The organism is Deinococcus detaillensis (assembly GCF_007280555.1).
Taxonomy (GTDB): Bacteria; Deinococcota; Deinococci; order Deinococcales; family Deinococcaceae; genus Deinococcus; species Deinococcus detaillensis.
The window spans coordinates 1-26,526 of record NZ_VKDB01000029.1; the positions used below are offsets into that span (position 1 = coordinate 1).

The following is a 26,526-nucleotide window of genomic DNA, read 5'->3' on the forward strand; positions in this document are numbered from 1 at the left end:
CAGATCCTGTTCTCTCAGCGTCCCAGCCATGCGCCACAGCTTAACAGCAGCACCCTCGTCCTTGGACGGGAGCGCCGGAAGCCGCTAATCAGATACCTATTACAAAAGCCAGAAAAGTTTGGCTCAGGCTGTCTGATAGAGCGGTGCAGCTTCTTCGTCGCGCTCCATCTGCTCAAGGTTGGCCACCCGCACTTCGCCGCGTGCACTGAGGTACTCCACCAAAGCTCCCACTTTTTCGAGCGCCAGCAAGGTGTCGTAGCTTTTGACACGCGGATAAAGTTGGCTGGTGATGGCCTGCAAGCTGCTGGGAGTGGTGCAAATGCTGAGAATGCGTTTCATTTTGCGCGTGTGTGAGGCGCGAATGTCGGCGGTGCGGGCACGCAAATCTGAAATCGGCTCCTCGTGTCCAGCCAGCGTGAGCACAATGCCTTCCTCGGCGTCCAGGAGATCGAGCGAGTGCAAATAATGCGACAAGCCGTTGCCAGGCGTGATGCTCTCAGCGGAGAGATGTGGCGTGGTGTGGGCCAGCACCTGATCGGCGCTCAGCAGCACCTCGCCCACGCGCAAGCAGACTTGCCCCGGACAATGTCCCGGCGTGTGAATGACTTTAAAAAGGCCGTCCAGTAGGTCGCCGTGATGGAGTTCGGTGTCAACGGGGCCGCCCACAAAACGGATTTTGCCCGCGCCGTACATCTTCATAAAAGCCGTTACGCCCGCCTCGTCCACGCCCGCTCCGTGCAAAAAGGCCCGCAAGGCCCGTGAAGTCAGCACAATTCGTTCGCGGTAAGCGCTCAGCACCGGCTGGTCAAGCTCGTGAACGGCGACGGGGGCCTGAGTCAACGTCCGTACAAAGTCCAAGCCGCCGTGGTGGTCGATATGGCCGTGGGTAATCACGATGCGCGACAAGCCCGTCCAAGTGATGTGGGCGTCCAAGTCGCTGAGCGCCGAAAAGCCCGTGAGCAGGTCGGCATTGCTCTGATCGGTGCCGCTGCCGGTGTCGATCAGGGCCGTATAGTCGCCGCGCCGCACGACGTAGATGTTGGCCAAAAAGTCGCCGAAGACCCGCACCGGAAAGCTGTAAATCAAAGTGCCGTCGGCAAGGGCGTGGCGCTGGGGTGGGGGCAGGACAAAGGACATACCCGCTTTGATAGCACATTGGCCATGTTCTGGCCGCCTGTCACCTGCTCCGGAACAAGGCAAGCCAGAGAAGTGTCTCAAAAGAGAGCGCGTCTGCGGTTGGCTTTTCCCGTGCGGCGCAGACTGTGGGCATGACCTCTCCTGTTCTTTCCGTTCTCGATTTGGTGCCGCTCACCGCTGGCGGCAGCGCTCAGGCCATTAAAGACACCGTGGAACTGGCGCAGCACGTCGAGGCGCTCAATTTCAAAAGATATTGGCTGGCCGAGCACCACAACATGCAGTCGCTGGTCAGCAGCGCTCCCGAATTGCTGATCGCCGCGCTGAGCCAGCGTACCACCACGCTGCGGCTGGGCGCGGGCGGCATGATGTTGCCCAACCACTCGCCGCTCAAAGTCGCTGAACTGTTCCGCACGCTCGAAGCACTGGCCCCTGACCGCATCGATCTGGGACTGGGCCGCGCTCCCGGCACCGACATGAGGACGGCGCTGGCCCTCAGAAGGTCGCGTGAAGCTTTGCAAGCCGACGATTTCGAGTCTCAACTCACCGAACTGCTGGCCTTCGGTGGGCGCGAGTTCGCGGGTAAGCATCCGTTTGCGGGCACCGCTTTTGAAGGCGTCATCGCCGCGCCTTATGATCAACCGCTTCCGCCGCTGTGGATGCTGAGCAGCTCCGGTCACGGCGCGTCGGTGGCCGCCGAAATTGGTGCGGGGCTGGCTTTTGCCGCCCACATCAACCCCGACTTCGACTTGGCGGCGCAGTCGATTAAAGCCTACCGCCAAGCCTTCCGGCCTTCCGAGCAGTTCCCGGTTCCCAAAGTCATCGTGGCGCAAACCGTGATCGTGGCCGACACCGACGCCGAAGCTGAGCGCCTGGCCTTGCCGCTGGGCCTGATGTTCTTGCGGTTGGTGCGCGGCCAGACCGAGCCATTTGCCAGCGTGGAGGAAGCGGAGCGCTATCCGTACACGCCCGCCGAACGCGCCCAGCTCGCCACCATGCGCCGAACGGGCCGGTTTGTAGCTGGCAGTTCGGCAACGGTCAAAGCGCGGCTGGATCAGGTTCTGGAGATGACCGGCGCGGATGAGCTGATGATCGGCAGCATGATCCCCGATTTGGCCGACAGAAAGCGCTCGTATGAACGGTTGGCGCAGCTCTATCCGCAAAAAGTGCAGCAGAGCGCGGCAGATTAGCGCCGAGTTCTTTGCTGCCGCATTGCTCAACACTGTTATTTCTAAAGAAAGTTTGGGTAAACAGGTTTATGCGGCGCTGCTATCCTGAAATTGTTTGGCTCGGCACACTTTTCCTCCACTGATTTGTGCCCGCCGGGAGGCAGCACCCATGACAAAATCCACTTCTCTGACCCAACAGCCGGCTTGGCAAGCCTTAGAGCGTCACTACGATCAGCTCAAAGACAAGCAGTTGCGGGAGTTGTTCGCCGACGACGCCGGGCGCGGCGAAAAGCTGACTGCCGAGGGCGCGGGCCTTTTTCTGGATTACTCCAAGAATCGGGTGACTGACGAAACGCTCAGGCTCCTGCTACAGCTTGCCGAACAGACCGGCGTGGCCGCCAAGCGCGATGCCATGTTCGCGGGCGAGAAAATCAACGTGACCGAAGGCCGAGCCGTGCTGCACACCGCCCTGCGTGTTCCCAAAGGCGGCACGGTAATGGTGGACGGCGTGAACGTGGTGCCGGAGGTTCACGCGGTGCTGGACAAGATGGCCGCCTTCGCTGATCAGGTACGGGCCGGGACATGGCTGGGTTACACCGGCAAGCCGATCAAAAATATCGTCAACATCGGCATCGGCGGCTCTGATCTCGGCCCGGTGATGGCTTACGAGGGTCTCAAGTTCTACAGCCAGCGCGATTTGACCGTGCGCTTCGTCTCGAATGTGGACGGTACCGACCTCGTCGAGAAAACACACGGCTTCGACCCCGCCGAGACGCTGTTTATCGTGTCCAGCAAGACCTTCACCACGCAGGAGACCATGGCAAATGCGACTTCGGCGCGGGCTTGGTTGTTGGACACTTTAAAAGACGACGCGGCGGTGGCGCGGCACTTCGTGGCCGTCTCCACCAACGCGGAAGCGGTGGGCAAGTTCGGCATCGACACCGCCAACATGTTCGGCTTCTGGGACTGGGTGGGTGGGCGCTACAGCATGGACAGCGCCATTGGCCTGTCGCTGATGATCGCCGTTGGCCCCGCCAATTTCCATGAGCTGCTGGCCGGGTTTCACGAGATGGACGAGCATTTCCGCACTGCGCCCGCCGACAAAAATCTGCCGATGCTGCTGGCCCTGTTGGGCCTGTGGTACGACGATTTTTTTGACGCCCAAACCGTTGCTATTTTGCCCTACGACCAATACCTCTCGCACTTCAGCGCTTATTTGCAGCAGCTCGATATGGAGAGCAACGGCAAGCATGTGACGCTTGAGGGCGATCTGGTGGATTATCAGACCGGCCCGGTCATCTGGGGCCAGCCCGGCACCAACGGCCAGCACGCGTTTTATCAACTGATTCACCAGGGCACCAAGCTGATTCCCTGCGACTTCATCGGCTTTATTCAAACGCTCAATCCGCTGACGCCGCACCACGATCTGCTGATGGCCAACGTGTTCGCTCAAACCGAGGCGCTGGCGTTCGGCAAAACTCGGCAAGAAGTCGAAGCCGATGGCGTCAAGGCCGAGCAAGTGGCGCACCGCGTCTTTGAAGGCAACCGGCCCACCAATACCATCTTGGCCGACAAGCTGACCCCGCGCATTCTGGGCAGCTTGATCGCCCTGTACGAACACAAAGTCTTCGTGCAGGGCGCGATCTGGAATATCAATTCGTTTGATCAGTGGGGCGTAGAACTCGGTAAGGTGCTGGCCTCCAAAATCGTGCCGGAGCTGCAAGCCGGGGCCGAGCCGGATTTGCAGCACGACAGCAGCACCAACGCTTTGATTCGGCGCTACCGGGCGGGCAGACGGGCGGAGTAGATTGTTCTCGCCTTAGCTCTCAGGGGAGAGCCGCCCGTCTGCAAGTCTAGGAAGCTCAGGTGCTCAGAATTTCCCGAAATCCGGCTTGCGTTTCTCGGCAAAGGCCCGCACGCCCTCTTTGTGCTCGGCATGGTCGCCTGCCAGTTGTTGCAAGACCGATTCGTTGTCCAGCGCGGCGTCCAGCGAGCTGCTCAGGGCAAAGTTGAGCGCCTGCTTGGTAAGGGCGAGGGCGTTCAGCGGGCGGGCCGCTAGGCGCTCGGCATAGGCCTGCACATCGTCTGCGAAGGTTTCGGCGCTGTAGACCTGCTCGCACAGGCCCATCTTCAGCCCGTCTGCGGCGCTTACCTTTTCGGCAAAGGCCATTAATTCAAAAGCTCTGGCCGCGCCCACCGAGCGGGGCAAGAACCAAGTGCTGCCCGCGTCAGGGATCAGGGCGATGTTGGAAAACACCTCGATCAGGGTGGCGTTCTCGCTCCATAGCCGGACATCGCCGCTGAGGGCCAGACTCGCGCCTGCGCCCGCTGCCACGCCATTAACCGCCGTGATGACCGGCTTTTTCAGGCCCCGAATGGTTTGAATCAGCGGAATGTACGTGTGGCGCAGGTGCTCAGTGAAGTTGGTGCTGCCTTCCCGGTTTTGCACGTCTCCCAAATCCTGCCCGGCGCAAAAGCCGCGCCCCGCTCCGGTGATGACGACAACGCGCACGGCGGGATCGGTTTCGGCCGCTTTGAGGGCCTCGGTCAGTGAGAAAAGCAGCTCGTCATTGGCGGCGTTGAGGCGCTCGGGGCGGTTGAGACTCAGTGTCAGGACAGCGTTCTTGGTTTCAGACAAAAGAACAGGATTGGATGAAGTCATAAGGTTTAGAGTATACGGTTGCCGTTCAATCCGTTCCAAAAATGCAACCCCGTCATTTTTACAATTCTTTTCCTGACAACCGCTCTTTTCTCCTTCCGCTGTCTTGGGCAGAACGGCATCACTCGTGCCTGCCGCTTCGACAATTCTGTCACCGAAGTTCTCATTCCTCGTGCAGGGCCTCATTCCTCTTGCAGCGCAAGGTCGAGTGCCGCTTCCGCCGCCGTGAAATGCATCTGACTGGCTTCTACGGCGGCCTGCTCGTGGCCCGCTTTCACTGCGGCGAGCAGCACTTGGTGGCGCATCAGCAGCTCGGCAAACCCCAGCGCCGACGGCTCGGCATTGCGCCCGGCGCGGATGCTGTAGCGGGCAGCTTTGCTCAGCGCCGTGACTTGCAGCGCGATCAAAGGGTTGCCCGACGCCTCGGCCAGCAGCGCGTGAAAGTGAACGTCGTGACGAATGTACGCGCCTCCAATCGGCCCCGCTTCACGCATGGCGTCCAGCGCCCGCTGAAGTGACTCCAGCGCGTCGGGCGTGGCGTGACGGGCTGCCAAACGCGCCGCCTGGGTGTCGAGCGCCGAGCGCAACTCCATGATTTGCAGCGGCGTGACCTGTCCGGTGTACATGGCGTGGCGCATCAAGGCGCTGACCGGTAGCGAGTCGATCCGGCTGACTCTGGGTGTCCTGCCGTTGGAAATGTCGATCACGCCGGTGGCCGCCAGCGTCCGGTAAGCTTCGCGCACCACGCTGCGGCTGACATTGAGCTCACGGCTCAGTTTCATTTCACTCGGCACCGCGTCGCCCGCTTTCAAGCGCTCGTGGCGGATGTATTCCATCAAGTATCGGCTGACCTGAAAAGCGCGGCTGTCAGCAGTTTGGTCGGTGGTGGGAAGTTTAGTCATCACTGGTGGTGAGCAGAGCGGACTCAAACTCCTGCCCTTGCAACAGCCTATCAGACAGGTTAGGGTTGAGGGGCATCCAACCTTGTTTTTCTCCCACCTTTTTTCGCATCTTCGGAGGGTCAACCATGACCGGTACATTAGATCAGACCACTGCGGTATTTACCCGCTCAGGGCGCACCCAAGACTTGCAGCAGCGCCTCAGCGCCTTTATGCAGGAGCACATCTACCCCAACGAGGCCGAGTTCGCCCGGCAAGTCGACACCGGCAACCGCTGGGAACACGTGCAGCTCATTGAAGACCTCAAGCCTCTGGCGCGTGAAGCGGGCTTATGGAACCTGTTTTTGCCGCGTGAAAGCGACCCGGAAGGCCAGTTCGGTGCAGGTCTGAGCAGCCTCGACTATGCGCCGCTATGCGAGATCATGGGCCGGGTCTGGTGGGCACCCGAAATCTTTAACTGCAACGCCCCTGACACCGGCAATATGGAAGTGCTGACCCGCTACGGCACCAAAGAGCAGCAAGAAACCTGGTTGACGCCGCTGCTGAACGGTGAAATCCGCTCCTGCTTCGCCATGACCGAGCCGGAAGTGGCCTCGTCGGACGCCACCAATATCGAGTCCAGCATCACCCGTGACGGCGACGAGTATGTACTCAACGGGCGCAAGTGGTGGACTTCGGGCGCAGGCGATCCCCGCTGCAAAGTCGTCATCTTCATGGGCAAGACCGACCCCAACGCCGAGCGCCACCTGCAACAGTCGATGATTCTGGTTCCACTGGACGCGAAGGGTGTGACCATCAAGCGGATGCTGACGGTGTTCGGTTACGACGACGCGCCGCACGGCCACGCCGAAGTCATCTTCGAGAATGTGCGCGTTCCTGTGACCAGCATGCTGCTGGGCGAGGGACGCGGCTTTGAAATTGCGCAGGGCCGCCTCGGGCCGGGCCGCATTCACCACTGTATGCGCCTGATCGGGCAGGCCGAGCGGGCTTTGGAATTGATGGTGGCGCGGGCCGCTGAGCGCGTGGCGTTCGGCAAACCGCTGGCCGCCCACCAGCACGTCCACGAGCTGATCGCCGAGAGCCGCATCGAGATCGATCAGGCTCGCCTGCTGACCTTGCAAGCCGCCCACATGATGGACACGGTGGGCAACAAAGCCGCCCGCTCGCAGATCGCCGCCATCAAGGTGGTCGCCCCGAACGTGGCCCTTAAAGTCATTGACCGCGCCATTCAGGTGTTCGGCGGCGCGGGCGTCAGCGGCGACACGCCATTGGCCCAGATGTACGCTCAGGCCCGCACCCTGCGGCTGGCCGACGGCCCCGACATCGTGCATTTGGAAACGGTGGCCAAAATGGAACTCAAGCGGCAAGGCGTGGATACCCGGAGGAAAGCAAATGGAGCTTAAAGGCAAAACCGTTGTCGTCACCGGCAGCGCGTCCGGCATCGGCAAAGCCCTGACCGAGCGCTTCGTCAAGGAAGGAGCGCGGGTGATCGCCTCAGACCGCAGCGCCGAGGCGGGCCAGCGCGAGGCCGAGTCGGCTGGAGCCAGATTCGTGGCGGCAGATGTCAGCCACGAAAAAGACATTCAGCGACTCATCGAAGATGTCTGGGCCAATGAGGGCGAGATCGATCTGTTTTGCTCGAATGCCGGCATCGCCATCGGCGCGGGGCCGGAATCGCCCGATAGCCAGTGGAGGCTCATCGAAAACGTCAACGTGATGAGCCATGTCTGGGCCGCCCGCCACCTGCTGCCGCGCATGCTGGAGCGCGGCGAAGGCTACTTGTTCAACACCGCCTCAGCGGCGGGCCTGTTGACCGAGCTGCATTCCGCGCCCTACGCCGTGACCAAGCACGCGGCGCTGGCCTTTGCCGAGTGGCTGGCGATCACCTACGGAGACAGGGGCATTAAAGTGTCGTGCCTGTGCCCGGAAGGCGTCTGGACACCGATGATTCAGAATGCGCCGCTGCTCCAGCAAACCGCCGTGACCACCGACGTGCTGGTGGAAGCGGTGCTGGAAGCCCTACACGAGGAAAAATTCCTGATCACCACCCACGCCAGCACCTTGCAGAGTTTTCAAGTCAAGGCGGAAAACTACGACAACTGGATCGGTAAAATGCGGCGGCTGCGCGGTAAGGCGATGGCGCTGCTGCAAAATGCCAGCGTTGGCAGCAAACCAGAGTGAGCGCCCCTTCCTCTGATACGGCCCGCGTCCGCAGGGGTGAGGAACTTGATCTGGACGCTCTGTATGAGGCTCTGCGCCCAGTGCTGGGCGACGTCCAACTTGAAGTCGAGCAGTTTCCCGGCGGCCACAGCAACCTGACGTATCTGGTGAAGGCCGGAGCGGGTGACAGTGCAGCCGAGTATGTGCTGCGCCGCGCTCCGCTGGGGCCGGTTGCGCCCAAAGCCCACGATATGGTGCGCGAGTTTCACCTCCTCGAAAAAATCCATCCGGTGTTCCCCGAAGCGCCGCGTCCCGTCTTTTTGTGTGAGGACGCCGCCGTGCTGGGCGCTCCCTTTTTCCTGATGGAGCGGCGCAGCGGCGTGATTATCCGCACCTCCATGCCGCCCGAATACGCCGACTTGCCGAATGCTCCCCGCCAAGCTTCCGAAGCGTTGGTCGACACTTTGGCGCGGCTGCACGCTGTAAACCTGGTCAGCAGCGGTCTGAGCAACTCAGGTAAACCCGAAGGTTTTAACCGCCGCCAGGTCGAAGGCTGGGCCGGACGCTGGCAACGCGCCGAGACGCACCCGAGCGTCCACAGCAAGCAGGTAGTGGACTGGCTGCTGTCCAACGTGCCTGCCGAAAGCGCCCATACCATCGTCCACAACGATTTCAAGCTGGATAACCTGATGCTCGCCTCAGATGATCCGTCGAAAGTGGTGGCCCTCTTGGACTGGGAGATGACGGCCATTGGCGACCCGCTGGTGGATTTGGGCCTGACGATGGCCTACTGGACGCAGCGCGGCTTTCCGGAGCATCAGCGCACGCTGGTTGGCGAGCCTGCCGCCGCACAGGGTTTTTTGACCCGCGCCGAATTTCTGGAGCGCTACGCTGAGCAAACGGGACGCGACCTCTCGAACCTGCGCTGGTATGAAGTGCTGGGCGTCTTTAAGCTCGCAGTGATTTTGCAGCAGATCTACGCCCGCTACCACGCCGGACAAACCACCGACGAGCGCTTCGCTCTGCTGGGCGAGCAGGCCCAAGCCCTCATCGAAGAAGGAGCGCGGCAAATAGGGGAGGGGGCTTAAGCAAAGCGCTCCGCTCCTCGCCCACTGTTTACCCTCTTATTTATAGTATTTGGCCAGAATGTCGTTGCCTTGCTGCTCAATTTGCTTGGCGGCGTCATCCAGAGTGATTCGGTTGGCCAGCAGTTGCTGAAAGGTGGGCGTCAGCACTTTACTCTTGACTTCGGTGAAGCCGCTGACTTCTTGAAAGGGAGCCATCGTCAGGTATTTGGCCGATTCGGAAGCGGTCTTCCAGCCGTTGTTGGGCGACTGGAAGTAAGAGCCTTTGAGTGACGAGGTGCGGGTGGGAAACAGCCAGTCGCCCGCCGCCAGCTTGCCGTCGTTGGTGCGGTTGGCCAGGCAGTTGATGAACTGCATGGCTTCTTTTTTGTGGGTGCTGGAAGCGGGAATGCTCAAGGTCTGGGTGGCCGATCCCTGCGCCTGGCTGAGCGCTTTCATCGGCGGCAGCACGCCCCAGTTAAAGTTTTTTGGGCCGCTCTCGGCGATGGTCTGGCGTGCCCACACCCCGATGCCCGGCAGCATGGCGAACTTGCCGGAGAAAAAGCCCGCGAACAACTCGGGACTCTGGGCCGTCAGGCCGTCGGGGGCCGCCGATTTGTCGGCGTAATGCATGTCCAGCAGGATTTTGAGCAGCGCTTTTTCCTTGTCGCCCACCTTGATGACATACTTGTTACCACTCTTGTAAAAATAGTTGCCGCCGAAGCCCAGCGCCAGATTCAAAATCCGGTTGGTGGGCGAGCGCAGCCCGAAAGCCGAGCCGTACTGCTCCGGCGTGCCGTCGCCGTTCTTGTCGATGGTCAGCTTCTTGGAGGCCTGCTGAAACTCGGTCCAGCTCCAGGGTTTGGCCACCGTCGGCACCCGAATGCCCGCCGCCTTGAACAGGTCTTTGTTGTAGAGGGTGATCAGCGACTCCCACAAAAACGGCACGCCGTAAATGTTGCCGTTATCGGCGGTGACGGTCTGCCACGCGCCCTTGGCCACGTCCTTTTTCATTTCCGCCGGAATCATTTTGGAAAGGTCGGTCAGGTAGCCGCGTGCGCCGAATTCCATGACTGGGGTGGATTCATAGTGAAAGATGTCCGGCACGCTCTTGGCCTCGAATGAGGTGGTCAGGTAGTCCTGAACCGAGTCCCACGAGACTTGCTGGTAGTCCACCTGATAGCTCTTGCTCTGGGCGTTACAGCCGGCCACTGCCGTCTTGACCGCCGCAATCGCCTGGGTCTGCCACGCCAGACTGACGAAGCGCAGTTTGACCGGAGCGTTATTTTGCGCGAGGGCGGCGGGCTGCACGGTAACGAGCAAAGCGGCGGTCATCAGAGCGATCTTTTTAGGTGTTTGCATAAGGGTCCTCGCTGAGCTGTGAGCTGGAGAATAGATTGAACGTTGAAGGTGGAAATTTATCTTAACGGTTCTTAAGCCTTGACCCCGCCCGCCAGCAGGCCCGACACCAAGCGGCGCTGCATAAAGGCGAACAAAATCAGCGTGGGAATGGTGGCCAGCACGCTGCCCGCCGCCAGTGGCCCCCAACGGGCCAAACCCTCGACGCCCCGCAGCCGCGACAAATTGACCTGGATGGTCATCAGCTCAGGCGACTTGAGCAGCACCAACGCGAAGAAAAATTCATTCCAAGCGTTGATGAAAGCGTACAAGCCAGTGGCGATCAGTGCCGGCAAAATCAGCGGCACCAAGATGTGGCGAATGGCTTGCAAGGGCGTGGCTCCGTCTACCGCCGCCGCTTCTTCCAACTCAACCGGAATGCCCGCGATGTAGCCTTGCAGCATCCACAGGACGAACGGCAAGCTCCACACCACATACACCAGAATCAGGCCGAGGTGGGTGTTGACCAGGCCGAAGCGGGCCAGAATCAGAAACAGCGGTACCAGCACCAAGATGACGGGAAAGGTCTGCGTCACCAAAATCCAGATCAGCACCGCTTTGTTGATGCCGCTGGGCCGCCTGGCCAGCGCGTAGGAAGCCGGCGTGGCAATCGCCAGCGTCAGTGCCGCTGAGATAATGCTGACTTTGAAGGTATTGAAAGCGCTCTGCACGACGCCTAGGTCGCTGATGGCCTCCGAGAAATTGCTCAGCGTCGGCGCTTTAGGAAAAAAGCTGGCCGCACCGAAGATTTCAGCGTTGGGTTTGAAGGCGGTGGAGAGCAGCCACACCACCGGAAACGCCAAGAACAGCACGAAGCCCCACATCAGCAGCGACATCAGCAAGCGGGAGCCGGAGAATTTGGATTTGCGGCGGTAAAGGATTTGAGGAGCGCTCACGCCGCCGCCTTGGTGGCCGACAGAAACTGGCTGCGAACGCTGTAAAGCAGCGCCAGCCCGATAATCAGCACGATGGCCAGGCCCAGCGCCGAGGCGTAAGCGATGTTGCCGTAGCGGAAGGCTTCTTCGTAGGCGAACAGCATCGGCAGCCGGGTGGTTCCGGCAGGCCCGCCCTCGGTGAGAGTGTAGACCAGTCCGAACGAATTGAAATTCCACATAAATTCCAACGCCGAAACCGCCAGAATCACCGGCATCATCAGCGGCAAAGTGACGTGGCGAAGCTGCTGCCAGCTTGAAGCTCCGTCGAGCGAGGCCGCTTCGTGGAGGTCTTCGGGAATGGTCTGAAGGCCCGCCAGCAGCACTACTGTGGCCTGCGGGAGTCCCGTCCAGATACCGACTACGATGACGGCGGGCAAGGCCCAAGTGAAGCTGCCCAGCCAGTCGATCGGCGATTTGAGAATGCCCACCGACACCAAAAAGCCGTTGAGAAAGCCGCTGCTGGGGTGGTAGATCAGCCGCCAGATCATGCCCTTGATGACTGGCGGAATGGCCCAAGGAATGAGAACCAGCACGCGGGCTACGGCCTGTCCAGGCAAGCGGGCGTTGAGCAGCAGCGCCAGGCCCATGCCCAGCACGATCACGCCCGCCGTCACCGTCACCGTCCAGACGGCTCCAATTTGAAACGAACTCCAGAACTGACGGTCTGAGAACATCTTGGCAAAGTTGCCAAACCAGATAAATTTCCGGCTCTCCGCGCCCAGCGTGTAATCGGTGAAGCCCAGATAGACGCCCTGAAGCAGCGGCCAGACCGACAAAACCACCACGGGAAGCAGGGTCGGCACGAACAGCCACCACGACACGCGGGCGTAACCGCTCGGCGCAGGTTTTTTGCCAGCCACTCGAGCAGTCATCAGGCGGCACTCATGCCAAGAGGAGAACTAAACAAACGCCAACCGTACGGCCAGCCGATCAGGGAAGCAGTGAACATTAAGCCAACATTAGCGCACGGCGCTCAGCTCAGGGAGTGGCCCTCCCCAGTGCTGCCAGAACTTCATCCACGTCGGCGGGAGTGTGGTCGGCGTTGATCTGGAATCTGACGCTCTCGTCGCCTTTCGGCACCACCGGATAAGAAATGCCGGTAGCCAGAATGCCTCTCGTCTTGAGATCAGCCACCCGCGCCACCAACTTGGCTTGATCGCGCACGAACAGCGGCACCACCGGATGCTGGCCGTCCAAAGTTTCAAAGCCGCGCTCCTTGAGTCCGCTGCGAAACTGCTCGGTGAGCGAGCGCAATCTGGTCAGCCGCTCACGGCCCCACTCACTGTCGGTCAAATCGAGCGCGGCGTGGGCGGCGGCGGCTTCTCCGGCGGTGATGGGGTTGGAGTAGATGTAGGTCGGTGACTTCTCGCGCAAATAATCAATCAGGACGTGGCTGCTGGTCACGTAACCGCCGTTGACCCCAAACGCCTTGCCCAGCGTGCCGATCAAAACGTCGACCTGCGTGTGGGTAAACTCCTCGGTGCCGCGTCCGGTCTGCCCGAAGGCCCCAACCCCGTGCGAGTCGTCGACCACCAGCAGCACGCCCTCGGGGAAATCGGCGTCGTGGGCGCGGCAGATGGCGGCAATCTCAGCCAGCGGCGCGTGCGCCCCGCGCATCGAGAAAATACCGTCCGTGACGACGAGGGCACGCGCCGCACCTTTGGCTGCCGTGAGCTGGGTGTCCAATCCGTCCAGATCGAGGTGTTTGTAAACGGCTTTGCTGTGGGGGCGCGAAAGCCGCACGGCGTTGATGATGCAGTTGTGGTTGAGTTCGTCGCTGATGACGGCGGTCTGCGGCGTAATCAGCACGCTCAGCACGCTCAGCACGGTGGCGTAGGCCGAGCTGAAAATCATGGACGCCCCTCTCCCGTGAAACGCCGCCAGCCGCGCTTCCAACTGTACATGCGGCAAATACGAGCCGCTGATAAAACGCACCGCGCCGGGGCCGACACCGTAGGCCCGCACCGCCGCTTCGTCGGCCTCGATCAGCTTGGGGTGAAAGCTCAGGCCGAGGTAGCTGTTGGCGTTCATCCGCAGATACGGCGCAGAATCACCGCGCAGCACGAAGCGTGGGCCGCTTTGGCCCTGCGGCTGGATAACGCGCTCCACCACCGCTTCAAAGCTCTTGCGTTTGCCCTCGGCACGGAGAGAATCGAGTTCTTGCTGGGCGAGCGGGTGAAAGCGGTCAAGCGCCATGGGCAAGTCCTCCGGTGGTGTGGTGGGTCAGCGCGGCGAGCATCTGGCTGGTCATGCGCTGGAGGTCGTAAGCAGGCTGCCAGCTCCAATCCTGACGGGCCGCCGCGTCGTCTATGCTGCGCGGCCAGCCGTTGGCAATTGCCTGACGCACAGGGTCGGGAGCGTAACTCACCTCGAAATGCGGCAAGTCAAAAGCGTGGAGCTGGCGTCTGATGGCGGCGGCAATCGCGGCGGGGGTCAGGCTCATTCCGGCCAAATTGTAGGCGTTGGGGTAGCGCAGCGCCGCTTTTGGCGCGTCCATCAGTTCCAGCGTGGCCCGCACCGCGTCGGGCATAAACAGCATCTCCAGCGCGGTGTCGGGGTTCAAAAAGCAGGCGTACGGCTGGCTGCTGGCCGCCGCGTGATACATCTCCACGCTGTAATCGGTGGTGCCGCCGCCCGGCGGGGCCGAGGCCGAGATCAGGCCCGGATAGCGCAGGCCGCGCACGTCCACCCCGTAGCGGCGGGCGTAATCGTCGCACAGCAGTTCGCCAGCCACTTTGGTGACGCCATACATGCTGGTGGGCCGCAGACTGGTGAGCTGCGGCGCAAGGTCGCGGGGTGTGTCGGGGCCGAATACCGCGATCGAGCTGGGCGCGAATACCCGGCAGCCGCAGGTGTGGGCGGCGTCCAGCACATTGATGAGGCTCTGCATATTGAGGTGCCACGCCAGCGCGGGTTTGGCTTCCGCCACCGCCGAGAGCAGCGCGGCGAGGTGATAAATCTCCTGAATCCCCTGGGCTTGCACGGTGGCGAGCAGACCCGCCGCGTCCAGCCCGTCGAGCAGCTGAAACGGGCCGTTCGCTGCCGGATGACCGGGACTGGGTCTGCGGATATCGGTGGCCAGCACTTCCGAAACGCCGTAGCGCTCCCGCAGGGCCAGCGTCAACTCGGTGCCGACCTGGCCGAGCGCTCCGGTGATTAAGACGCGGGTCAAGACACACCCCGCTGAGAAAGAAAGTGAAAACACGTTAGGCGCATCCCTTTAGCTTACTCGCCCCCCAACGACTTCAGGCTCCGATCACACCGAAGAACGGATAAACCGCACGCGCTTGCTGTTGGAGGAAGGCGGACTTGGCTATGCTGAGAAAGTGAGTATCAGCGAGTCGACTTCCACTTCTGCCGCGCCTACGCTAGAGGCCAGGCAGCGCACCTACACCTGGCAAGACCCCTTGATCGGCGCGGAAGCCGCTCAGCAGCTCAGCGGCCTCGAATACCTACGCGGGATGGCCAGAGGCGAGTATGCGCCGCCGCCCATCGGCGATACGCTGGGCTTCCGGCTGCCCCGCGAAGCTGATGTGCAAGACGGCCAAGTGACTTTTTACCTGACGCCCGAAGAGTTTCACTACAATCCCATCGGCAGCGTTCACGGCGGCGTGTATGCGGCCCTGCTCGACTCGGCGCTGGGCTGCTGCATTCACACCAAGTTGCCGGCTGGCGTCGGTTACACCACGCTCGATCTGGCTGTCAAATACCTGCGGCCCCTCAAAGTCGGTATGGGCGAGGTGCGGGCGGTGGGCAAAGTCATCAGCGTCTCCCAGCGGGTCGCCACCGCCGAAGCGCAAATTTTGGACGCGGCGGGCAAACTGTGTGCCACGGCCACCACCAGCTGCCTCATCTTGCGGCCAGCCGCCAAAGGAGCAAACGGATGACCCAAGACGCATTTCTGACACAGGGCACGTTGGTGGAGCATTTGGGTATCACCTTTTCCGAGCAGAGCGGGCAGAAGGTGGTGGCCCACATGCCTGTCGAGGCCCGCGTACACCAGCCGTTCGGGATTTTGCACGGCGGCGCGAGCGTGGTCTTGGCCGAAACGGTGGCCAGCATCGGCGCTTACCTGAACGTCAGGGAGCGCGGCATGGTCGCGGTGGGCCTGGAGATCAATGCCAATCACCTGCGCAGCGTGGCGTCCGGCACGGTCACGGCCACCGGAACGCCGATTTTTCAGGGCCGCACCACCGAGGTCTGGCACATTGAAATTAAAAACGAAGCGGGGAAAATGGTCTGCGTGTCGCGCTGCACGCTGGCCGTGATTGTACCGCCAACCGGCTGAGCCAACCTGTTCGTTAGGCTGCTGCTCTCAAGCGGTTTGGCTGGCCCGGTCCAGATAGCCCGCCGCCTGCAAATTGTAGAGCGCGGCGTAGCGCCCGTTAAGCGTCATCAGCTCTTCGTGGCTGCCCGCTTCCATCACCTTGCCTTCGTCCAGCACGATAATTTGGTCGGCCAGCCGCACCGTTGAGAAGCGGTGCGAGATCAGCAAAGTGATCCGGTCACGGGCCTGCTCCCGCAGCGCCTGAATGGTGTCGAACTCGGCGCGGGCGTCCAACGCGGCGGTGGGTTCGTCAAACACCAGTACCGAGGCGTCGCGGAAGTACAAGCGGGCCAGTGCCAGGCGTTGCCACTGCCCGCCCGAGAGTTGCCGCCCGCCCTGAAACAGCCGTCCCAGCGGGGTCTTAAGGCCTTCCGGCAGTTCGTTGACGAAGTCGGCCCCAGCTTGCTCCACGGCGAGTTGCTGGCCGGCCTCGTCGCTCAGGCGCTCAGTTTCGGCCAGCGAGATATTCTCGCCCGCCTGCATCTGGTACTGGCCGAAGTCTTGAAAGATGATGCTCATCTGCTTTTGCACGCTGCGCGGACTGAAGCGGGCGGCGTCTTGTCCGTTGAGGAGAATTTTGCCCGCCGTCGGCTCGAAGAGGCGGGTGAGCAGCTTCATGGCCGTCGTTTTGCCCGCGCCGTTCTCGCCCACCAGCGCCAGCGCCTCGCCGCGCCGAACGGTGAAACTCAGGCCGCGCAGCACGTCGCGCTCGGTCAGCGGGTAGCGGAAAGCCACGTCATGAAACTCGATGGTGTCAATCGGGCCTTCCCAAACTTCGCCTGCGTCGAGGTCACGGCTGGGCAACTCCAAAAACTCATAGAGGTTTCGCATATACAGCAGATTCTGGTAAATACCGCTGATGCCGCTCAGCAGGCCCGACAGCGTGCCCTGAATCTGAGCGATGCCCAGCGCGAACAGAGAGAAGTCGCCCACCGTCAGCTGCCCGGCAGCGGCTCGCCGCAGCACCAGCGCCGAGGCCGCGCCCACCAGCAGCGCCGAAACCAGCGACGCGCCGAGGTTACCCCAGCCGCGCCGCCGCACGATGCTTTCCAATTGCTTACGGAAGCCGAGGTAATACTCGCGCCACCTCGCCAGTAGATACGGCTCCACGTTAAAGAGGCGCACTTCTTTGACCAAGGTGTCGCTGGTCAGGATGCTGCCGAAGTAATTTTGCACGCGGGCGTCGTGGGTTTGCCAGCGCAGCATTCGGTAATTTTCGACCCCAAAACGGCTGGAGACGTAGACCCCCGGCAGCGCCGAGAGCAAAATCAGCGGTACGATCAGCGGGCCGAGCTGTGCCATCAGGCCGCCCACCGACAGCAGCGTGACGAGGCCGCCTGCGAGCCCGACGATCTGGGTCGCCACCTGCACTGGCCTCGCGCCGACCTCGCGGTAAGCTTGCTGAAGCCGGTCATAGGTTTCGGCGTTCTCGAAGCGCTCGACTTCCAGCTCGGTGGCTTTTTGCAAAATCATGGCGCTGATCTGGTGCTGGAGGCTGTCACCCAGCAGTTCGCGGGCCGAGTTTTGCACGGTGCTCAGCACTCCGCTGGTGATGACCAAGCCGACTTGTAGGCCCAGCAGCGAGAGCAGCGAACCGTAAGACTCGCTCCCCGTCACCGACTGCGCCACCGCGTTGAGCAGCAGTTTGCTGACATACAAATTGGCGGCGGGCAGCACCGAGGCCAGCAAAGTGGTGAGGGCAAACCAAGTCGTCTGGGCTGGGCTGGCCCGCCACACCAGCCGCAGGGTGGCCGCCAAGTCTTTGAGTTGCTGGCGCTTTGAAGTCTCGCTGGCGGCAGAAGCTTTGGGCGCGGAGCGCTGCGGAAAAGTCACACGCGAGTTTAGGGCGTAGCGGGGCGGGACAAGGTAACGAAGGGAGGCAGCGTAGCAACGACCTTGCTAACCCCCTGGCCCCTTACCGTCCGTCCAGCTCATCCCAAAAAGCGCAGTGATGCTGGGCCAGAAAGTCGCCGCTCTGTATGTTGCCCTGCGGCGCGAGCGTCAACCAGTTGGGACGCTGCGGCGTGGTGGCCGCCCATGGGGTCAGTTTTGTCGAGGGCTCCGCGCCGCTGGGATTGCCGGTCCTGGCAAAATTTGTCCAATACTGCTGCATCTGCTTAGAGAGTTGGCGCTGAACTGGCGTGAAGTCGGCGGGGTCGGCCAGCCCGCTGAGCGCCGTGCCGAACACGTAAATCAGCTCGGAGGCGTGGTAAGCGCCCAAGCTCGGCACGCTGCGGGTGGGACTGAGCTGACTCACGGCCTGCGGATCGCTGAATTCGTAAGCGTAAGTCGGCACGAAGCGGCTGAGCTGCCCGGTCACACTGGCCACCGGGCAGGCAAACAGGCCATCGGTGACGACGGCGGCGGCGGTCAAGCCGGTGGTCGGGCGTAGTGTGTCTGGATATTCTTTGATCAGGGTCAGGACTTTGGGCGGGTTGAGTACCGTCAGCAGCCCCCAGTACAGCGGCGTGCTCATGGCCCGGTCTGCGCCGGCCAGATAAGCGGTGAATAGGGTGCCCTCATCATGGTTGGTGCCGATCAGCACCGGAACGTGCGTAAACAGGCCGGTTTGGTACGCCTGATAAGGCGAGGTGGGCAATACGGCGTCGCCGTAGATGGGCGGCAGCGCCACCGCGTTGGGCGCACGGCTGCCCGGCACCGTGACGTTCATCAGCTCGGTGCTGGTTTTGCCGCGCAAGCACTCGGCTCCGGCGGGGGTGTTGGGACAGCCCAAGTCTTGGGTGTAGCGTGCGCCGATGTCCAGCGCTTGGGTGAGCGGCGCGGTGTTGATGCCCGCCGCGCAGGGGCCGCTTTGCAAAATGGCTTTTTGAAACAGGCCCTGCGACAAAGGTGAAGTCAGTAAGCCGCACAGCGCAATGCCGCCCGCCGATTCGCCGAAAGCGGTGACATTGTGCGGGTCGCCGCCGAAAGCCGCCGCGTTGCTCTGCACCCACCGCAGCGCCGCCTGAATATCCATCAGGCCGTAATTGCCGGTTCCTTCCGGGCCGAGCGCGGGCGCGGCCAGAAAGCCCAGCGGCCCGAGACGGTAATTGAGCGTGATGACCACCACCCCGTACTCACGGGCCAGCACCGAGCCGTCGTAGATACTGCCGGTGCCGGTGTCAAACGAGCCGCCGTGAATCCAGACCATCACCGGCGCGGCGGTATTTTTAGGCGCGGCATTCTTTTCAGGTGCAGCGGCGTTGAGTGGCGCGTACACGTTGAGATACAAACAGTCCTCGCTGCCGCTCAGCGTCCGGTCAGGATTGCCTGTGATGGCATTGGGCCGCTGAATACAGATGTCGCCGGGGCGTGAAGCGTCGCGCCGTCCGGGCCAAGCGGGCATGGGCTGCGGGGCTTTCCAGCGCAGGTCGCCCAGTGGCGGCGCAGCGTAAGGCACGCCCAGAAATTGATTGACGCCCGCCACTTCGCGCCCGCCAAGCAGTCCTGAGGTCACACTCGCCTGAATGATGGTGTCGGGATCGGGAAGCGCCAGATTGTCTGCTGGTTGGGCAGATTCAGGTCGAGTTGGTACGGTTTGTGGGGTGAGCGGCGCAGTCTGGGGTGCCGCCTGAGGTGAGGAGGGTGGAGCCGACTCCTGAGCGTGGGTGAAGCCGCCCAGCAGAGCAAAAAAACCAAGTAAAGTTTGGACGTGCACTCGCATGGCCCAGTGTGCACTGCCCAGCCGTTGACTTAATGTCAGTTAAGAGAATGTTGGCTTTACTTTTTCTTCACTTTTGTGGATCAGCTGCCGAATCTCTTTGGGCTCGGCTGTGCTGCCATTGCCACTTTTGAGCGACAATGAGCACTATGGAACTCTTGCTGCGCGAAAATCCTCAATACGTGATCGTGTTCGAGTCGGCGACTGGCGACAATGAAACCGTGCTGGCCCGCGTGCTGAACGTGGCTGAGTTGGCTGGCCCCGCCGCGCAAGGCCGCACCTCGCGCACCATTTTGCAGCAGCGCAACGGTGTTCACGCCCGCGTGTATTCGCGCTTGGCGGTGGCGGTAGCCAATCTGACGCCGCAGCAAGTAGACGAATTGCTGGCCGCGCCCGAGGTGCGGACGGTGGCCCGCAATCAGCGCCGCCACTTGCCGCCGCTGGTGCTTCCGGATTCAGTTGGCCAGTCTGCGCTGCTTACCGGTACGCTGCCTGCTTCTTCACCTGTCAACCGCGCTTTAGAGCAGATCGGCCTCGACCCCGCTCGGCAAACCGTGACCGGCAAAAATATCAAGGTGGCGGTGATCGACACCGGCCTCGATTTGACGCATCCCGACTTTGCTGTGCTGCCCGGCAACAGCCAGAGCTTTGTGCCGGGCGAACCGGACGTGCAAGACCAAAACGGACACGGAACCCACTGCGCGGGCGTGATCGCGGGCAAGGCGGTGTCGGCAGGCGGCTTTCGCTACTCGGTGGCTCCAGACACCGAACTGCTGATCGCCAAAGTCCTCGATCAGTACGGTCATGGCTACGACGATCAGATTCTGGACGCGATCGACTGGGCCACCGATCAGGGCGCGGACATTTTATCTATGAGCCTCGGCAGCGCCCGGCAAGTCGGACAGCCTTACAGCGACCCCTACGAGCGGGTGGCGTCCACGCTGCTTTCGCAGGGCATTTTGCTAATCGCAGCGGCGGGCAACGAGAGCCAGCGCCCGGCTTTGATCGCTCCGGTGGGCAATCCGGCGGCCTGTCCGTCTATTTTGGCAGTGGCGGCGGTGGATGGCCGCGACCAACCGGCATTCTTCAGTTGCGGAGCGGTGGACGCCGTCGGCAGTGTGGAAGTGGCCGCGCCGGGCGTCGGCGTGTACTCGGCGTGGGTTGGCGGCGGTTACAAGCGGATTTCCGGCACCAGTATGGCGACGCCGCACGTCGCGGGAGTGGCGGCGCTTTATATGCAGCAGTTTCCTGAGCTTTCGGGCCAAACGTTGTGGGATAGCCTCAAACAGCACGCCCGTCAGGTCGCCGCGCCCGCCACCGATGTAGGCGCGGGCGTGGTTCAGGTGCCACCCCCACAGGTATGAAGTTCTATGAAGTAAAGTGAGTAAAAGGGGGCGACTTTGTCAGGGTCGCCCTTTCTTTTGGTTCTTGCTTTTGAGTTTCGACAACGGTGTCGGCTTTGCTTTTGTGCCACTCAAGGGCTGAGAACCGTCTTCGTCAATCGACTACCCGGCAATTGTTCTGCTCAAATCATAATATAATATCCGTATTATATTAAAGCCTACTTTCCTTGAAGAAGACGCAAAGAACTTAAAGGACTTTCGGGTGAGAACAACAATTGGACGCGGTTTTTGGATTAAGCTGTGGTTTGGAGGCCCGTCACGATGTCCAGTCCAGCACTCACCAAACAACCTGCTCAGGCCGAACGAAACCAGCCGCTTCAGGGACAAAGCAGTTCAAAAGGGCGCAAAGTTCAGAAAGTGCACGTCACTTTGAGAGCTGAAGTCTGTGCCTCACCTGCCGCGCTGCAAGAAACGTTGCAGCACATCGAGCGGGTGGCGGGCCTAGTGAGTCAAAATACCCGGCGCGTAGAGCGCTACGGTATCCTCAGCGGCGAAATGGACGCGGGCCGCATTCCTGACTTGGAAGCGGTGCAGGGCGTTCAGTCGGTGAGCTTAGACCAGTTGCAACGGGCACTTTAACCCAGTATTGCAAGAACTCAGGTTCTCAGGCGGGCTGTGTTTCGGCCAGCCAAGTTTCAAATGTCTTGCGCCCCCGCGCCGCCTGAGCATCGGTGAGTGCGCCGCCCGCGATGGCTTTAAAGACAGGCAGGGGGAAGCTCAAGGCTTTGACGGGCTTGGATTTTTTGCTGGCTCTGAGGTGCTGGCGGGCCAAATATTCTAGGGTCAGCAACTGCGGCCCCACCCATTCTTCCACGCCGGGTTGACCTCTGAGGGCGTGCTGAGCGAGTGCGGCGGCCACTTCGCCGATGTCCACAGGCTGCAGCGTTCCCACCGGAACCACAACGAGTGGCCCGCCTTCTAAGCCGCTGAGCAACTCGGCCACGAACGGATGAAACTGGGCGGCGCGGAAGATGGAGAAGGGCAAGCCGCTCTCTGTCAGCATTGACTCGGCTTGCGCTTTGGCGGCGTAATAGCCAAACCCCGGCACCCGCGCCGCGCCCACAATCCCGACCTGGATAAAATGGCGCGTCCCCGCCGCTAGGCTGTAACTGTGGAGCCGCACCACCCCCGGCAGATCGCGCTTGGGCCGCTGCGGGTCGTGGGCGGTGTGAAGGACGGTGTCCACGTTTCTGAAGGCGTCCGCCAAGCCCGCGCCGCTGACGTAATCGCCCTGCGCCCACTCGTAAGCGGGATCAGGGTGACTTGGAAGCTGCCGAGTCAGGATGCGTACCCTCAGACCTTCCTCCACCAGTTCACGCGCCGCCCGTTGCCCCAGCTTTCCCGTTCCGCCGGTTAGAAGTACCCGTCGGTTGGTCATCTGCTCACCTCCGGTTCAGTCTTGGTTTAGCCCACCACCGCCAGCGCCAAGTCGGCAAACACCTCAAACGCCGCGTTGAGCCTCGCCAACTGCTGAGGCTGCACCTGACCGTCCGGCGTGAGGTAAAGACCCGCGTTGACTTCTATCCCAAAGGCTGCCGCGCCGCTTTGACGGGCGTGGCGCACGCTGATGGCGTCGGCGCTCCACGGATCATTGACGGCGACCCGCGTGAAAGTCTCGCCGGTCAGCACCTGCGCGAAAGCTTGTTCGGCGGCGTTTTGAAGGGCCGTGAATTGGGCTGCTGGAAACGAGGGTTCGGCGGGCGTGCCGAGCATCAAGGTGATGCCGGGGCGCGGCTTTCCGGTGTCTGGCCCCAGTGACGGGCCGTAGGGAGCCATGCTGTGGCCCACAATCAGGAGGCGCTTGCCGATCAGCGCCGCGCTCAGGCCCGCTTCAAAAGGATCCCAAATGGCCCTGAGCCGCGCTTCTCTGGCTTCCGGCGAGAAGCTGAACCCCGATGGATACAGCGGCGAGCGGGCAAAATCAAAGAGCTTGAGCACGCCGTTGTCGCTCTCGTCATTTCGTTCGCGGTTGAGGTCGGCGGCAAAGCGGCTCCAGGGCGCACTCAGGTGCGCGGCGTTTGGCACATTGAAAATCAAGTCGGTATACGGATCGCCTTCCAAAAAGACGCGGCGTAAAAAGGCTTCGCGCTTGTCGGTATCAAAAGCGTCTGCGCCCAGCATGGTTCGCAGCACCTCTGGCGGCAGCGCTCCGGACGAATGCGGGGTAACGATCAGTAAGTTGGAGCGGTGCGAATCAGGCATAACCTGAGAGTAAAGCATTGTGCAGGACACAGCCGCCAAGGGAACCGAAAAGCCCTGCGCTGAACAGACCAGTAAAATGTGGCCTAGGGTACTTGTCTAACAGAAGTAATGAGAAGAAAGTAACTTTATATGAAAAATAGACTTGCGTTTTTGGTAAGCACCTGCGCTTTATCGCTTGTCTCTCCAGTCCTGGCTCTGGCCGCTGGCCGCTGGTCATATGACCAAGTCTAATCTGACTGGCATGGTTCTTCCAAAGAACGCCCTTCAGGTGACTGACATAAAAGCCACCACGCCATTCAATCAGTATTTGAGAGACGTTGCCATTCAGTTGGGCGGGAGTTGTGAACACTCCGAATTCCTGATGTGGAAGGGTGGAGATTCTGAAGCCTTGACCGGTGCTCTGGCTGGTTCCAGTGCTGCTGCGGGTTATACGATTAAGAATTTTGAAGATCTCGATGCAGCGGTTATCAAAGGCACCACCGGTTTTCAAGAGTTCGCTATGGCTTCCAGCAAAAACAGCTACGCGGCGGTGTGGGTCACCAGCTCCGACGACGTGATGCTCGGCTGGTGCAACGTCAAGTAGTGACAGGAACTTCCTGTAAATTAAGGCAGGTGTTCCAGACGGAGGCGAACTGATTTCAGCGATCACCGTCCCACTCACTCCCGCAGCTCCATCACGAAGTCGTAGCGGTCACCCCGGTAAGAGGCGCGGGCCAGTTCCACCGCTCTTCCCGCCGCGTCCCAGGCCACCCGCTCGGTGGACAGCAGCGCCGCGCCCAAAGGCACGCCCAGCAGCTCGGCCAACTCCTGATCGGCGTTGACGGCCCGCAGTTGCCGCAGAGCACGCACCGGAGCCGCGCCGCGCTGCTGCATCAGGGCATATAAACTCACGTCCTGCACGTCGGCGGCGCTGAGAAGGCCCAGCCGCTCGGCGCTCAGAATGCTTTCCTCGACGGCCAGCGCTTCCCCGCCAGCCGTGCGCAGCCGCCGCACCCGGTAGACCCGCTGACCCGGCGAGAGGCCGAGCTGCATGGCTTCTTGCGGGTTGGGGTGGCCCGCGCCAAAACTCAGCACCTGCCCGCCCGCGCTCAGGCCGCGTGAGTGCATGTCTTCGGTGAAACTGGTCAGGCGCGATAAGGGATGCTGAATGCGCTCAGGCCCGCTGGCCGCCACAAAGGTGCCGCTGCCGTGCCGCCGCACCACCAAGCCGCGCTCGGCCAGCTTGAGGGTGGCTTGGCGCACTGTGACCCGCGAGACTCCCAGCCTCGCGGCCAATTCGCGCTCGGCGGGCAGGGCGCTTCCAGCAGGGTACTCGCCGCGCTCGATGGCGGCTTGCAGCGCTCCGGCCACCTGCATGTAGCGCGGGCTCGACGACAGCCCCGCCGCGCTCGGCAAGGCCGCTGCAAGCGCGGAGGGCACTGGAGAAGAAAGGTGGGCGGGCATCTTCATTTACCGTACCACTTCCGTACCAACCGGGAGCAGGAACATGCCGATTAGCGCTGACCACGCTTGCAAGTGGTCTAGGAATGGTCTTATAGTGGGCGGCAGCTTCAGTTGAAATTCAGTTCGGATCGGTTCGCTTTCCCCGCGTTCAGCCCCTTCACCTACTTTTTGGAGGTTCTCCATGACATACCGCTCCACGTTCTCTTCCACTTTGCTGACTTCTACGGTGCTGCTCAGCGCCCTAATTCTGGTTGGCAGCGCCGCCGCTGCGCCCAAGAAAATGGCGGCTTACCCCAAGCTCGGCGTCACCACCGGCAAATCGGGCGGCAATTACACGCTGGCCCTCGGCGACAGCCCGCAGAGCCTGATGTATTACGGCGTGATCGACAACAACCTCGGCCTGATCGCCCAGCAGCTCTTTGACGGTCTGGTGGAGTTCAACCTCGACACCTACAAGCTCGAACCGGCGCTGGCCGAGTCGTGGACGATCAGCCCCGACGGCAAAGCGTACACCTTTAAGCTGCGTCAGGGCGTCAAGTGGAGCGACGGCGAGGCTTTCAATGCCGACGATGTGGTGTTCACCTATCAGCAGCTCATCATGAATCCCGAGGCGCGGGCCGGAGACGCGGCCAGCTTCATGCTCGGCGGCAAGCCGATCACAGTGGAGAAGGTGGACGCGGGCACGGTGCGCTTCAATCTGCCTCAGCCCAGCCCCACTTTCTTGTTGCAGCTTCGCAATTTCATCATGCCGCAGCACAAACTCGGCAAATACAAGGGCGCGGACGTCAACAACGCCTGGCCTACCACCACCCCGCCCGCCGATATTGTCGGCACTGGGCCGTTCAAGCTGCAAGGCTACACGCCGGGCCAGAAGGTCAGCCTGGTTCGCAACCCCAACTACTGGAAGGTTGATAGCGCGGGCAACAAGCTGCCTTACCTCGCTTCGCTGGACTTCCTGATTATCCGCGATCCGCAGGCGCAAGTCGCTTCGTTTCTGGCGAGCAACATTGATCAGATCAACATTTCCGGCGCTCAGTTTCCCGACCTCAAGCAAAAAGAAGTGGCCGGCGCAGCCTTCAAGGTCATTCGCAGTCAGGCGCTGTTCGGCAGCCCGCCCTTCTTGGCGTACAATTTCGACGCCGCCGACCCCGCGCTGGCCAAAATCTTTTCCGATACCCGCTTTCGGCGTGCCATGCAAACGGCGATTAACCGCCCGCGCATCATCGACACCGTATACAACAGCCTCGCCACTTTGCCGGGGCACGGCGTCGCGCCGGTCAATACCGCCTTTTATGTCAAAACCACCGCTCAGCTCGGCAAGTTCGACCTGAGTGCCGCTGGCAAGGCGCTCGACGCGCTGGGCCTTAAAGACACCGACGGCGACGGCATCCGTAATATCAGCAAAGGCAAGAATCTGGAATTTGATTTGACCTACGGCACCGATTCCAGCGTGTATCCGCAGATGGCCACCATTTTGCAAAACGATTTCAAGCAGATTGGCGTTAAAGTCAACCTCAAGGGCATTTTGTCGAGCAAGCTGTTTTCGACTGGCATGAGCGGCGACTGGCAAGCGATTTTGGCTGCTTTTGGCGACCAGCCCGACCCCGAACTCCGCAAGCCGATCTGGCAACCCGGCGGAGCGCTGTACTACTGGCACCGCAGCTTGCAACCTGCCAAGGACGGCGAAACCCCCAACCTCGCCAAGATGCAGCCGTGGGAAAAGCAGATCTATGACATTTTTGATAAAGGCAGCGTCACCACCGACAAAACCCAGCGCAAGGCCCTGTATGCCCGTTGGCAGAACCTGTTTGCCCAGAACCTGCCGGTCACGCCGATTGCCAAGCCTGACAACATCGGAGTCATCAGCAATAAGTACGGCAATTACATCTACAACCTCGGCGTGATTCCCGGCTACAACCCGGTGCCGCTGGTGTACCAGAAGTAAGACTTACCGCGCACAACGTGTGGCTTGTGGGAAAGGCGCGGCCTTTTTTGCTAAGCCACACGTTTGGTTTTGAAGATTGTTCTCTAATTAATCCCCGCTGAGGTGGCCCCAAACATGCTTGACCCAT

24 protein-coding genes are annotated in these 26,526 nt (G+C 61.4%); 11 read left to right on the forward strand and 13 right to left on the reverse strand.

From position 1 onward, the window contains the following. Positions 1–123 precede the first annotated feature (123 nt). The gene (locus FNU79_RS16415; protein WP_143721880.1) at positions 124–1,137 is read right to left on the reverse strand and encodes an MBL fold metallo-hydrolase; all 1,014 of its coding nucleotides are present in this window, start codon (positions 1,135–1,137) and stop codon (positions 124–126) included. 131 nt (positions 1,138–1,268) lie between these two features. Between FNU79_RS16415 and FNU79_RS16420 the strand changes: the two genes are divergently transcribed. Both FNU79_RS16420 and pgi read left to right on the forward strand, forming a co-directional pair. Next, on the forward strand, positions 1,269–2,324 hold the full coding sequence (locus FNU79_RS16420) for an LLM class flavin-dependent oxidoreductase (RefSeq protein WP_143721881.1): 1,056 nt from the start codon (positions 1,269–1,271) through the stop codon (positions 2,322–2,324). 148 nt (positions 2,325–2,472) lie between these two features. Next, positions 2,473–4,110, forward strand: a complete 1,638-nt coding sequence (gene pgi / locus FNU79_RS16425) for a glucose-6-phosphate isomerase (protein ID WP_143721882.1) — start codon at positions 2,473–2,475, stop codon at positions 4,108–4,110. A 63-nt stretch (positions 4,111–4,173) separates the two neighbouring features. Here the strand turns inward: pgi and FNU79_RS16430 are convergent, their stop codons facing one another. Next, positions 4,174–4,965, reverse strand: a complete 792-nt coding sequence (locus tag FNU79_RS16430) for an enoyl-CoA hydratase-related protein (protein WP_143721883.1) — start codon at positions 4,963–4,965, stop codon at positions 4,174–4,176. A 179-nt stretch (positions 4,966–5,144) separates the two neighbouring features. Beyond that, a complete protein-coding gene (locus tag FNU79_RS16435; protein WP_185974769.1) occupies positions 5,145–5,864 on the reverse strand; it encodes a FadR/GntR family transcriptional regulator in 720 nt (239 codons plus the stop codon). 125 nt (positions 5,865–5,989) lie between these two features. Here FNU79_RS16435 and FNU79_RS16440 point away from each other — a divergent pair, with 125 nt between their 5' ends. From FNU79_RS16440 to FNU79_RS16450, 3 genes are read left to right on the forward strand one after another with little or no spacing between them, the layout of a single operon-like run. Then, positions 5,990–7,264, forward strand: coding sequence for an acyl-CoA dehydrogenase family protein (locus FNU79_RS16440; protein ID WP_143721885.1), 1,275 nt, complete (start codon positions 5,990–5,992; stop codon positions 7,262–7,264). Next, positions 7,254–8,042: an SDR family NAD(P)-dependent oxidoreductase gene (locus tag FNU79_RS16445; RefSeq protein ID WP_143721886.1), complete on the forward strand. Its 789-nt coding sequence runs from the start codon at positions 7,254–7,256 to the stop codon at positions 8,040–8,042. The genes FNU79_RS16440 and FNU79_RS16445 overlap by 11 nt, the downstream gene beginning before the upstream one ends. Then, complete coding sequence (locus FNU79_RS16450; protein WP_143721887.1) at positions 8,039–9,109, forward strand: phosphotransferase family protein; 1,071 nt, start codon at positions 8,039–8,041, stop codon at positions 9,107–9,109. The genes FNU79_RS16445 and FNU79_RS16450 overlap by 4 nt, the downstream gene beginning before the upstream one ends. Positions 9,110–9,145: 36 nt before the next feature. On the opposite strand, the gene FNU79_RS16455 is transcribed toward FNU79_RS16450, so the two are convergent. The 5 genes from FNU79_RS16455 to FNU79_RS16475 all read right to left on the reverse strand — a co-directional run bounded on the left by FNU79_RS16455 (position 9,146) and on the right by FNU79_RS16475 (position 14,590). After that, complete coding sequence (locus tag FNU79_RS16455) at positions 9,146–10,447, reverse strand: ABC transporter substrate-binding protein (protein WP_143721888.1); 1,302 nt, start codon at positions 10,445–10,447, stop codon at positions 9,146–9,148. Positions 10,448–10,518: 71 nt separating this feature from the next. Next, entirely contained in the window at positions 10,519–11,379 is an 861-nt protein-coding gene (locus tag FNU79_RS16460) for a carbohydrate ABC transporter permease (RefSeq protein WP_225430134.1), read from the reverse strand. Further along, positions 11,376–12,290 (reverse strand): carbohydrate ABC transporter permease, encoded by a 915-nt coding sequence (locus tag FNU79_RS16465; RefSeq protein ID WP_185974770.1) that lies wholly within the window; start codon positions 12,288–12,290, stop codon positions 11,376–11,378. The genes FNU79_RS16460 and FNU79_RS16465 overlap by 4 nt, the downstream gene beginning before the upstream one ends. A gap of 106 nt (positions 12,291–12,396) precedes the next feature. Next, positions 12,397–13,614, reverse strand: coding sequence for an aminotransferase class I/II-fold pyridoxal phosphate-dependent enzyme (locus FNU79_RS16470; protein ID WP_143721889.1), 1,218 nt, complete (start codon positions 13,612–13,614; stop codon positions 12,397–12,399). Next, positions 13,604–14,590 carry an NAD-dependent epimerase/dehydratase family protein gene (locus FNU79_RS16475; RefSeq protein WP_143721890.1) on the reverse strand — a complete coding sequence of 329 codons (987 nt, stop codon included), beginning with the start codon at positions 14,588–14,590 and terminating at the stop codon, positions 13,604–13,606. Before FNU79_RS16475 ends, FNU79_RS16470 begins: the two co-directional genes overlap by 11 nt. A 154-nt stretch (positions 14,591–14,744) precedes the next feature. Between FNU79_RS16475 and FNU79_RS16480 the strand changes: the two genes are divergently transcribed. Both FNU79_RS16480 and FNU79_RS16485 read left to right on the forward strand, forming a co-directional pair. After that, on the forward strand, positions 14,745–15,305 hold the full coding sequence (locus FNU79_RS16480) for a PaaI family thioesterase (protein WP_225430135.1): 561 nt from the start codon (positions 14,745–14,747) through the stop codon (positions 15,303–15,305). Then, a complete protein-coding gene (locus FNU79_RS16485) occupies positions 15,302–15,706 on the forward strand; it encodes a hotdog fold thioesterase (RefSeq protein ID WP_143721891.1) in 405 nt (134 codons plus the stop codon). Before FNU79_RS16480 ends, FNU79_RS16485 begins: the two co-directional genes overlap by 4 nt. Before the next feature lie 27 nt (positions 15,707–15,733). Here FNU79_RS16485 and FNU79_RS16490 read toward each other — a convergent pair whose 3' ends face one another. Together FNU79_RS16490 and FNU79_RS16495 are read right to left on the reverse strand one after the other, a co-directional pair. Continuing rightward, positions 15,734–17,578 (reverse strand): ABC transporter ATP-binding protein, encoded by a 1,845-nt coding sequence (locus FNU79_RS16490; RefSeq protein ID WP_143721892.1) that lies wholly within the window; start codon positions 17,576–17,578, stop codon positions 15,734–15,736. Positions 17,579–17,660: 82 nt separating this feature from the next. After that, positions 17,661–19,409: a carboxylesterase/lipase family protein gene (locus tag FNU79_RS16495; protein WP_143721893.1), complete on the reverse strand. Its 1,749-nt coding sequence runs from the start codon at positions 19,407–19,409 to the stop codon at positions 17,661–17,663. Between the two features lie 146 nt (positions 19,410–19,555). On the opposite strand from FNU79_RS16495, the gene FNU79_RS16500 reads away from it, so the two are divergent. Continuing rightward, positions 19,556–20,770, forward strand: coding sequence for a S8 family peptidase (locus FNU79_RS16500; protein ID WP_143721894.1), 1,215 nt, complete (start codon positions 19,556–19,558; stop codon positions 20,768–20,770). 300 nt (positions 20,771–21,070) lie between these two features. Further along, positions 21,071–21,388 carry a hypothetical protein gene (locus tag FNU79_RS16505; protein ID WP_143721895.1) on the forward strand — a complete coding sequence of 106 codons (318 nt, stop codon included), beginning with the start codon at positions 21,071–21,073 and terminating at the stop codon, positions 21,386–21,388. 25 nt (positions 21,389–21,413) lie between these two features. Here the strand turns inward: FNU79_RS16505 and FNU79_RS16510 are convergent, their stop codons facing one another. Together FNU79_RS16510 and FNU79_RS16515 are read right to left on the reverse strand one after the other, a co-directional pair. After that, a complete protein-coding gene (locus tag FNU79_RS16510; RefSeq protein WP_143721896.1) occupies positions 21,414–22,187 on the reverse strand; it encodes an SDR family oxidoreductase in 774 nt (257 codons plus the stop codon). Between the two features lie 26 nt (positions 22,188–22,213). Beyond that, entirely contained in the window at positions 22,214–23,011 is a 798-nt protein-coding gene (locus FNU79_RS16515; protein WP_143721897.1) for an N-formylglutamate amidohydrolase, read from the reverse strand. A 217-nt stretch (positions 23,012–23,228) separates the two neighbouring features. Between FNU79_RS16515 and FNU79_RS16520 the strand changes: the two genes are divergently transcribed. Next, positions 23,229–23,594, forward strand: a complete 366-nt coding sequence (locus tag FNU79_RS16520; RefSeq protein ID WP_143721898.1) for a hypothetical protein — start codon at positions 23,229–23,231, stop codon at positions 23,592–23,594. A 74-nt stretch (positions 23,595–23,668) separates the two neighbouring features. Here the strand turns inward: FNU79_RS16520 and FNU79_RS16525 are convergent, their stop codons facing one another. Further along, positions 23,669–24,460 carry a GntR family transcriptional regulator gene (locus FNU79_RS16525; protein WP_225430136.1) on the reverse strand — a complete coding sequence of 264 codons (792 nt, stop codon included), beginning with the start codon at positions 24,458–24,460 and terminating at the stop codon, positions 23,669–23,671. Between the two features lie 175 nt (positions 24,461–24,635). Between FNU79_RS16525 and FNU79_RS16530 the strand changes: the two genes are divergently transcribed. Then, the gene (locus FNU79_RS16530; protein ID WP_143721899.1) at positions 24,636–26,399 is read left to right on the forward strand and encodes an ABC transporter substrate-binding protein; all 1,764 of its coding nucleotides are present in this window, start codon (positions 24,636–24,638) and stop codon (positions 26,397–26,399) included. Positions 26,400–26,526: the final 127 nt, after the last annotated feature.

Bases quoted from the DNA above. Each gene is read 5' to 3' on its own strand.
- FNU79_RS16415 (WP_143721880.1), bottom strand. From the start codon at position 1,137: ATGTCCTTTGTCCTGCCCCCACCCCAGCGCCACGCCCTTGCCGACGGC.
- FNU79_RS16420 (WP_143721881.1), top strand. From the start codon at position 1,269: ATGACCTCTCCTGTTCTTTCCGTTCTCGATTTGGTGCCGCTCACCGCT.
- pgi (WP_143721882.1), top strand. From the start codon at position 2,473: ATGACAAAATCCACTTCTCTGACCCAACAGCCGGCTTGGCAAGCCTTA.
- FNU79_RS16430 (WP_143721883.1), bottom strand. From the start codon at position 4,965: ATGACTTCATCCAATCCTGTTCTTTTGTCTGAAACCAAGAACGCTGTC.
- FNU79_RS16435 (WP_185974769.1), bottom strand. From the start codon at position 5,864: ATGACTAAACTTCCCACCACCGACCAAACTGCTGACAGCCGCGCTTTT.
- FNU79_RS16440 (WP_143721885.1), top strand. From the start codon at position 5,990: ATGACCGGTACATTAGATCAGACCACTGCGGTATTTACCCGCTCAGGG.
- FNU79_RS16445 (WP_143721886.1), top strand. From the start codon at position 7,254: ATGGAGCTTAAAGGCAAAACCGTTGTCGTCACCGGCAGCGCGTCCGGC.
- FNU79_RS16455 (WP_143721888.1), bottom strand. From the start codon at position 10,447: ATGCAAACACCTAAAAAGATCGCTCTGATGACCGCCGCTTTGCTCGTT.
- FNU79_RS16465 (WP_185974770.1), bottom strand. From the start codon at position 12,290: ATGACTGCTCGAGTGGCTGGCAAAAAACCTGCGCCGAGCGGTTACGCC.
- FNU79_RS16470 (WP_143721889.1), bottom strand. From the start codon at position 13,614: ATGGCGCTTGACCGCTTTCACCCGCTCGCCCAGCAAGAACTCGATTCT.
- FNU79_RS16485 (WP_143721891.1), top strand. From the start codon at position 15,302: ATGACCCAAGACGCATTTCTGACACAGGGCACGTTGGTGGAGCATTTG.
- FNU79_RS16495 (WP_143721893.1), bottom strand. From the start codon at position 19,409: ATGCGAGTGCACGTCCAAACTTTACTTGGTTTTTTTGCTCTGCTGGGC.
- FNU79_RS16500 (WP_143721894.1), top strand. From the start codon at position 19,556: ATGGAACTCTTGCTGCGCGAAAATCCTCAATACGTGATCGTGTTCGAG.
- FNU79_RS16505 (WP_143721895.1), top strand. From the start codon at position 21,071: ATGTCCAGTCCAGCACTCACCAAACAACCTGCTCAGGCCGAACGAAAC.
- FNU79_RS16510 (WP_143721896.1), bottom strand. From the start codon at position 22,187: ATGACCAACCGACGGGTACTTCTAACCGGCGGAACGGGAAAGCTGGGG.
- FNU79_RS16515 (WP_143721897.1), bottom strand. From the start codon at position 23,011: ATGCCTGATTCGCACCGCTCCAACTTACTGATCGTTACCCCGCATTCG.
- FNU79_RS16520 (WP_143721898.1), top strand. From the start codon at position 23,229: ATGACCAAGTCTAATCTGACTGGCATGGTTCTTCCAAAGAACGCCCTT.
- FNU79_RS16525 (WP_225430136.1), bottom strand. From the start codon at position 24,460: ATGAAGATGCCCGCCCACCTTTCTTCTCCAGTGCCCTCCGCGCTTGCA.
- FNU79_RS16530 (WP_143721899.1), top strand. From the start codon at position 24,636: ATGACATACCGCTCCACGTTCTCTTCCACTTTGCTGACTTCTACGGTG.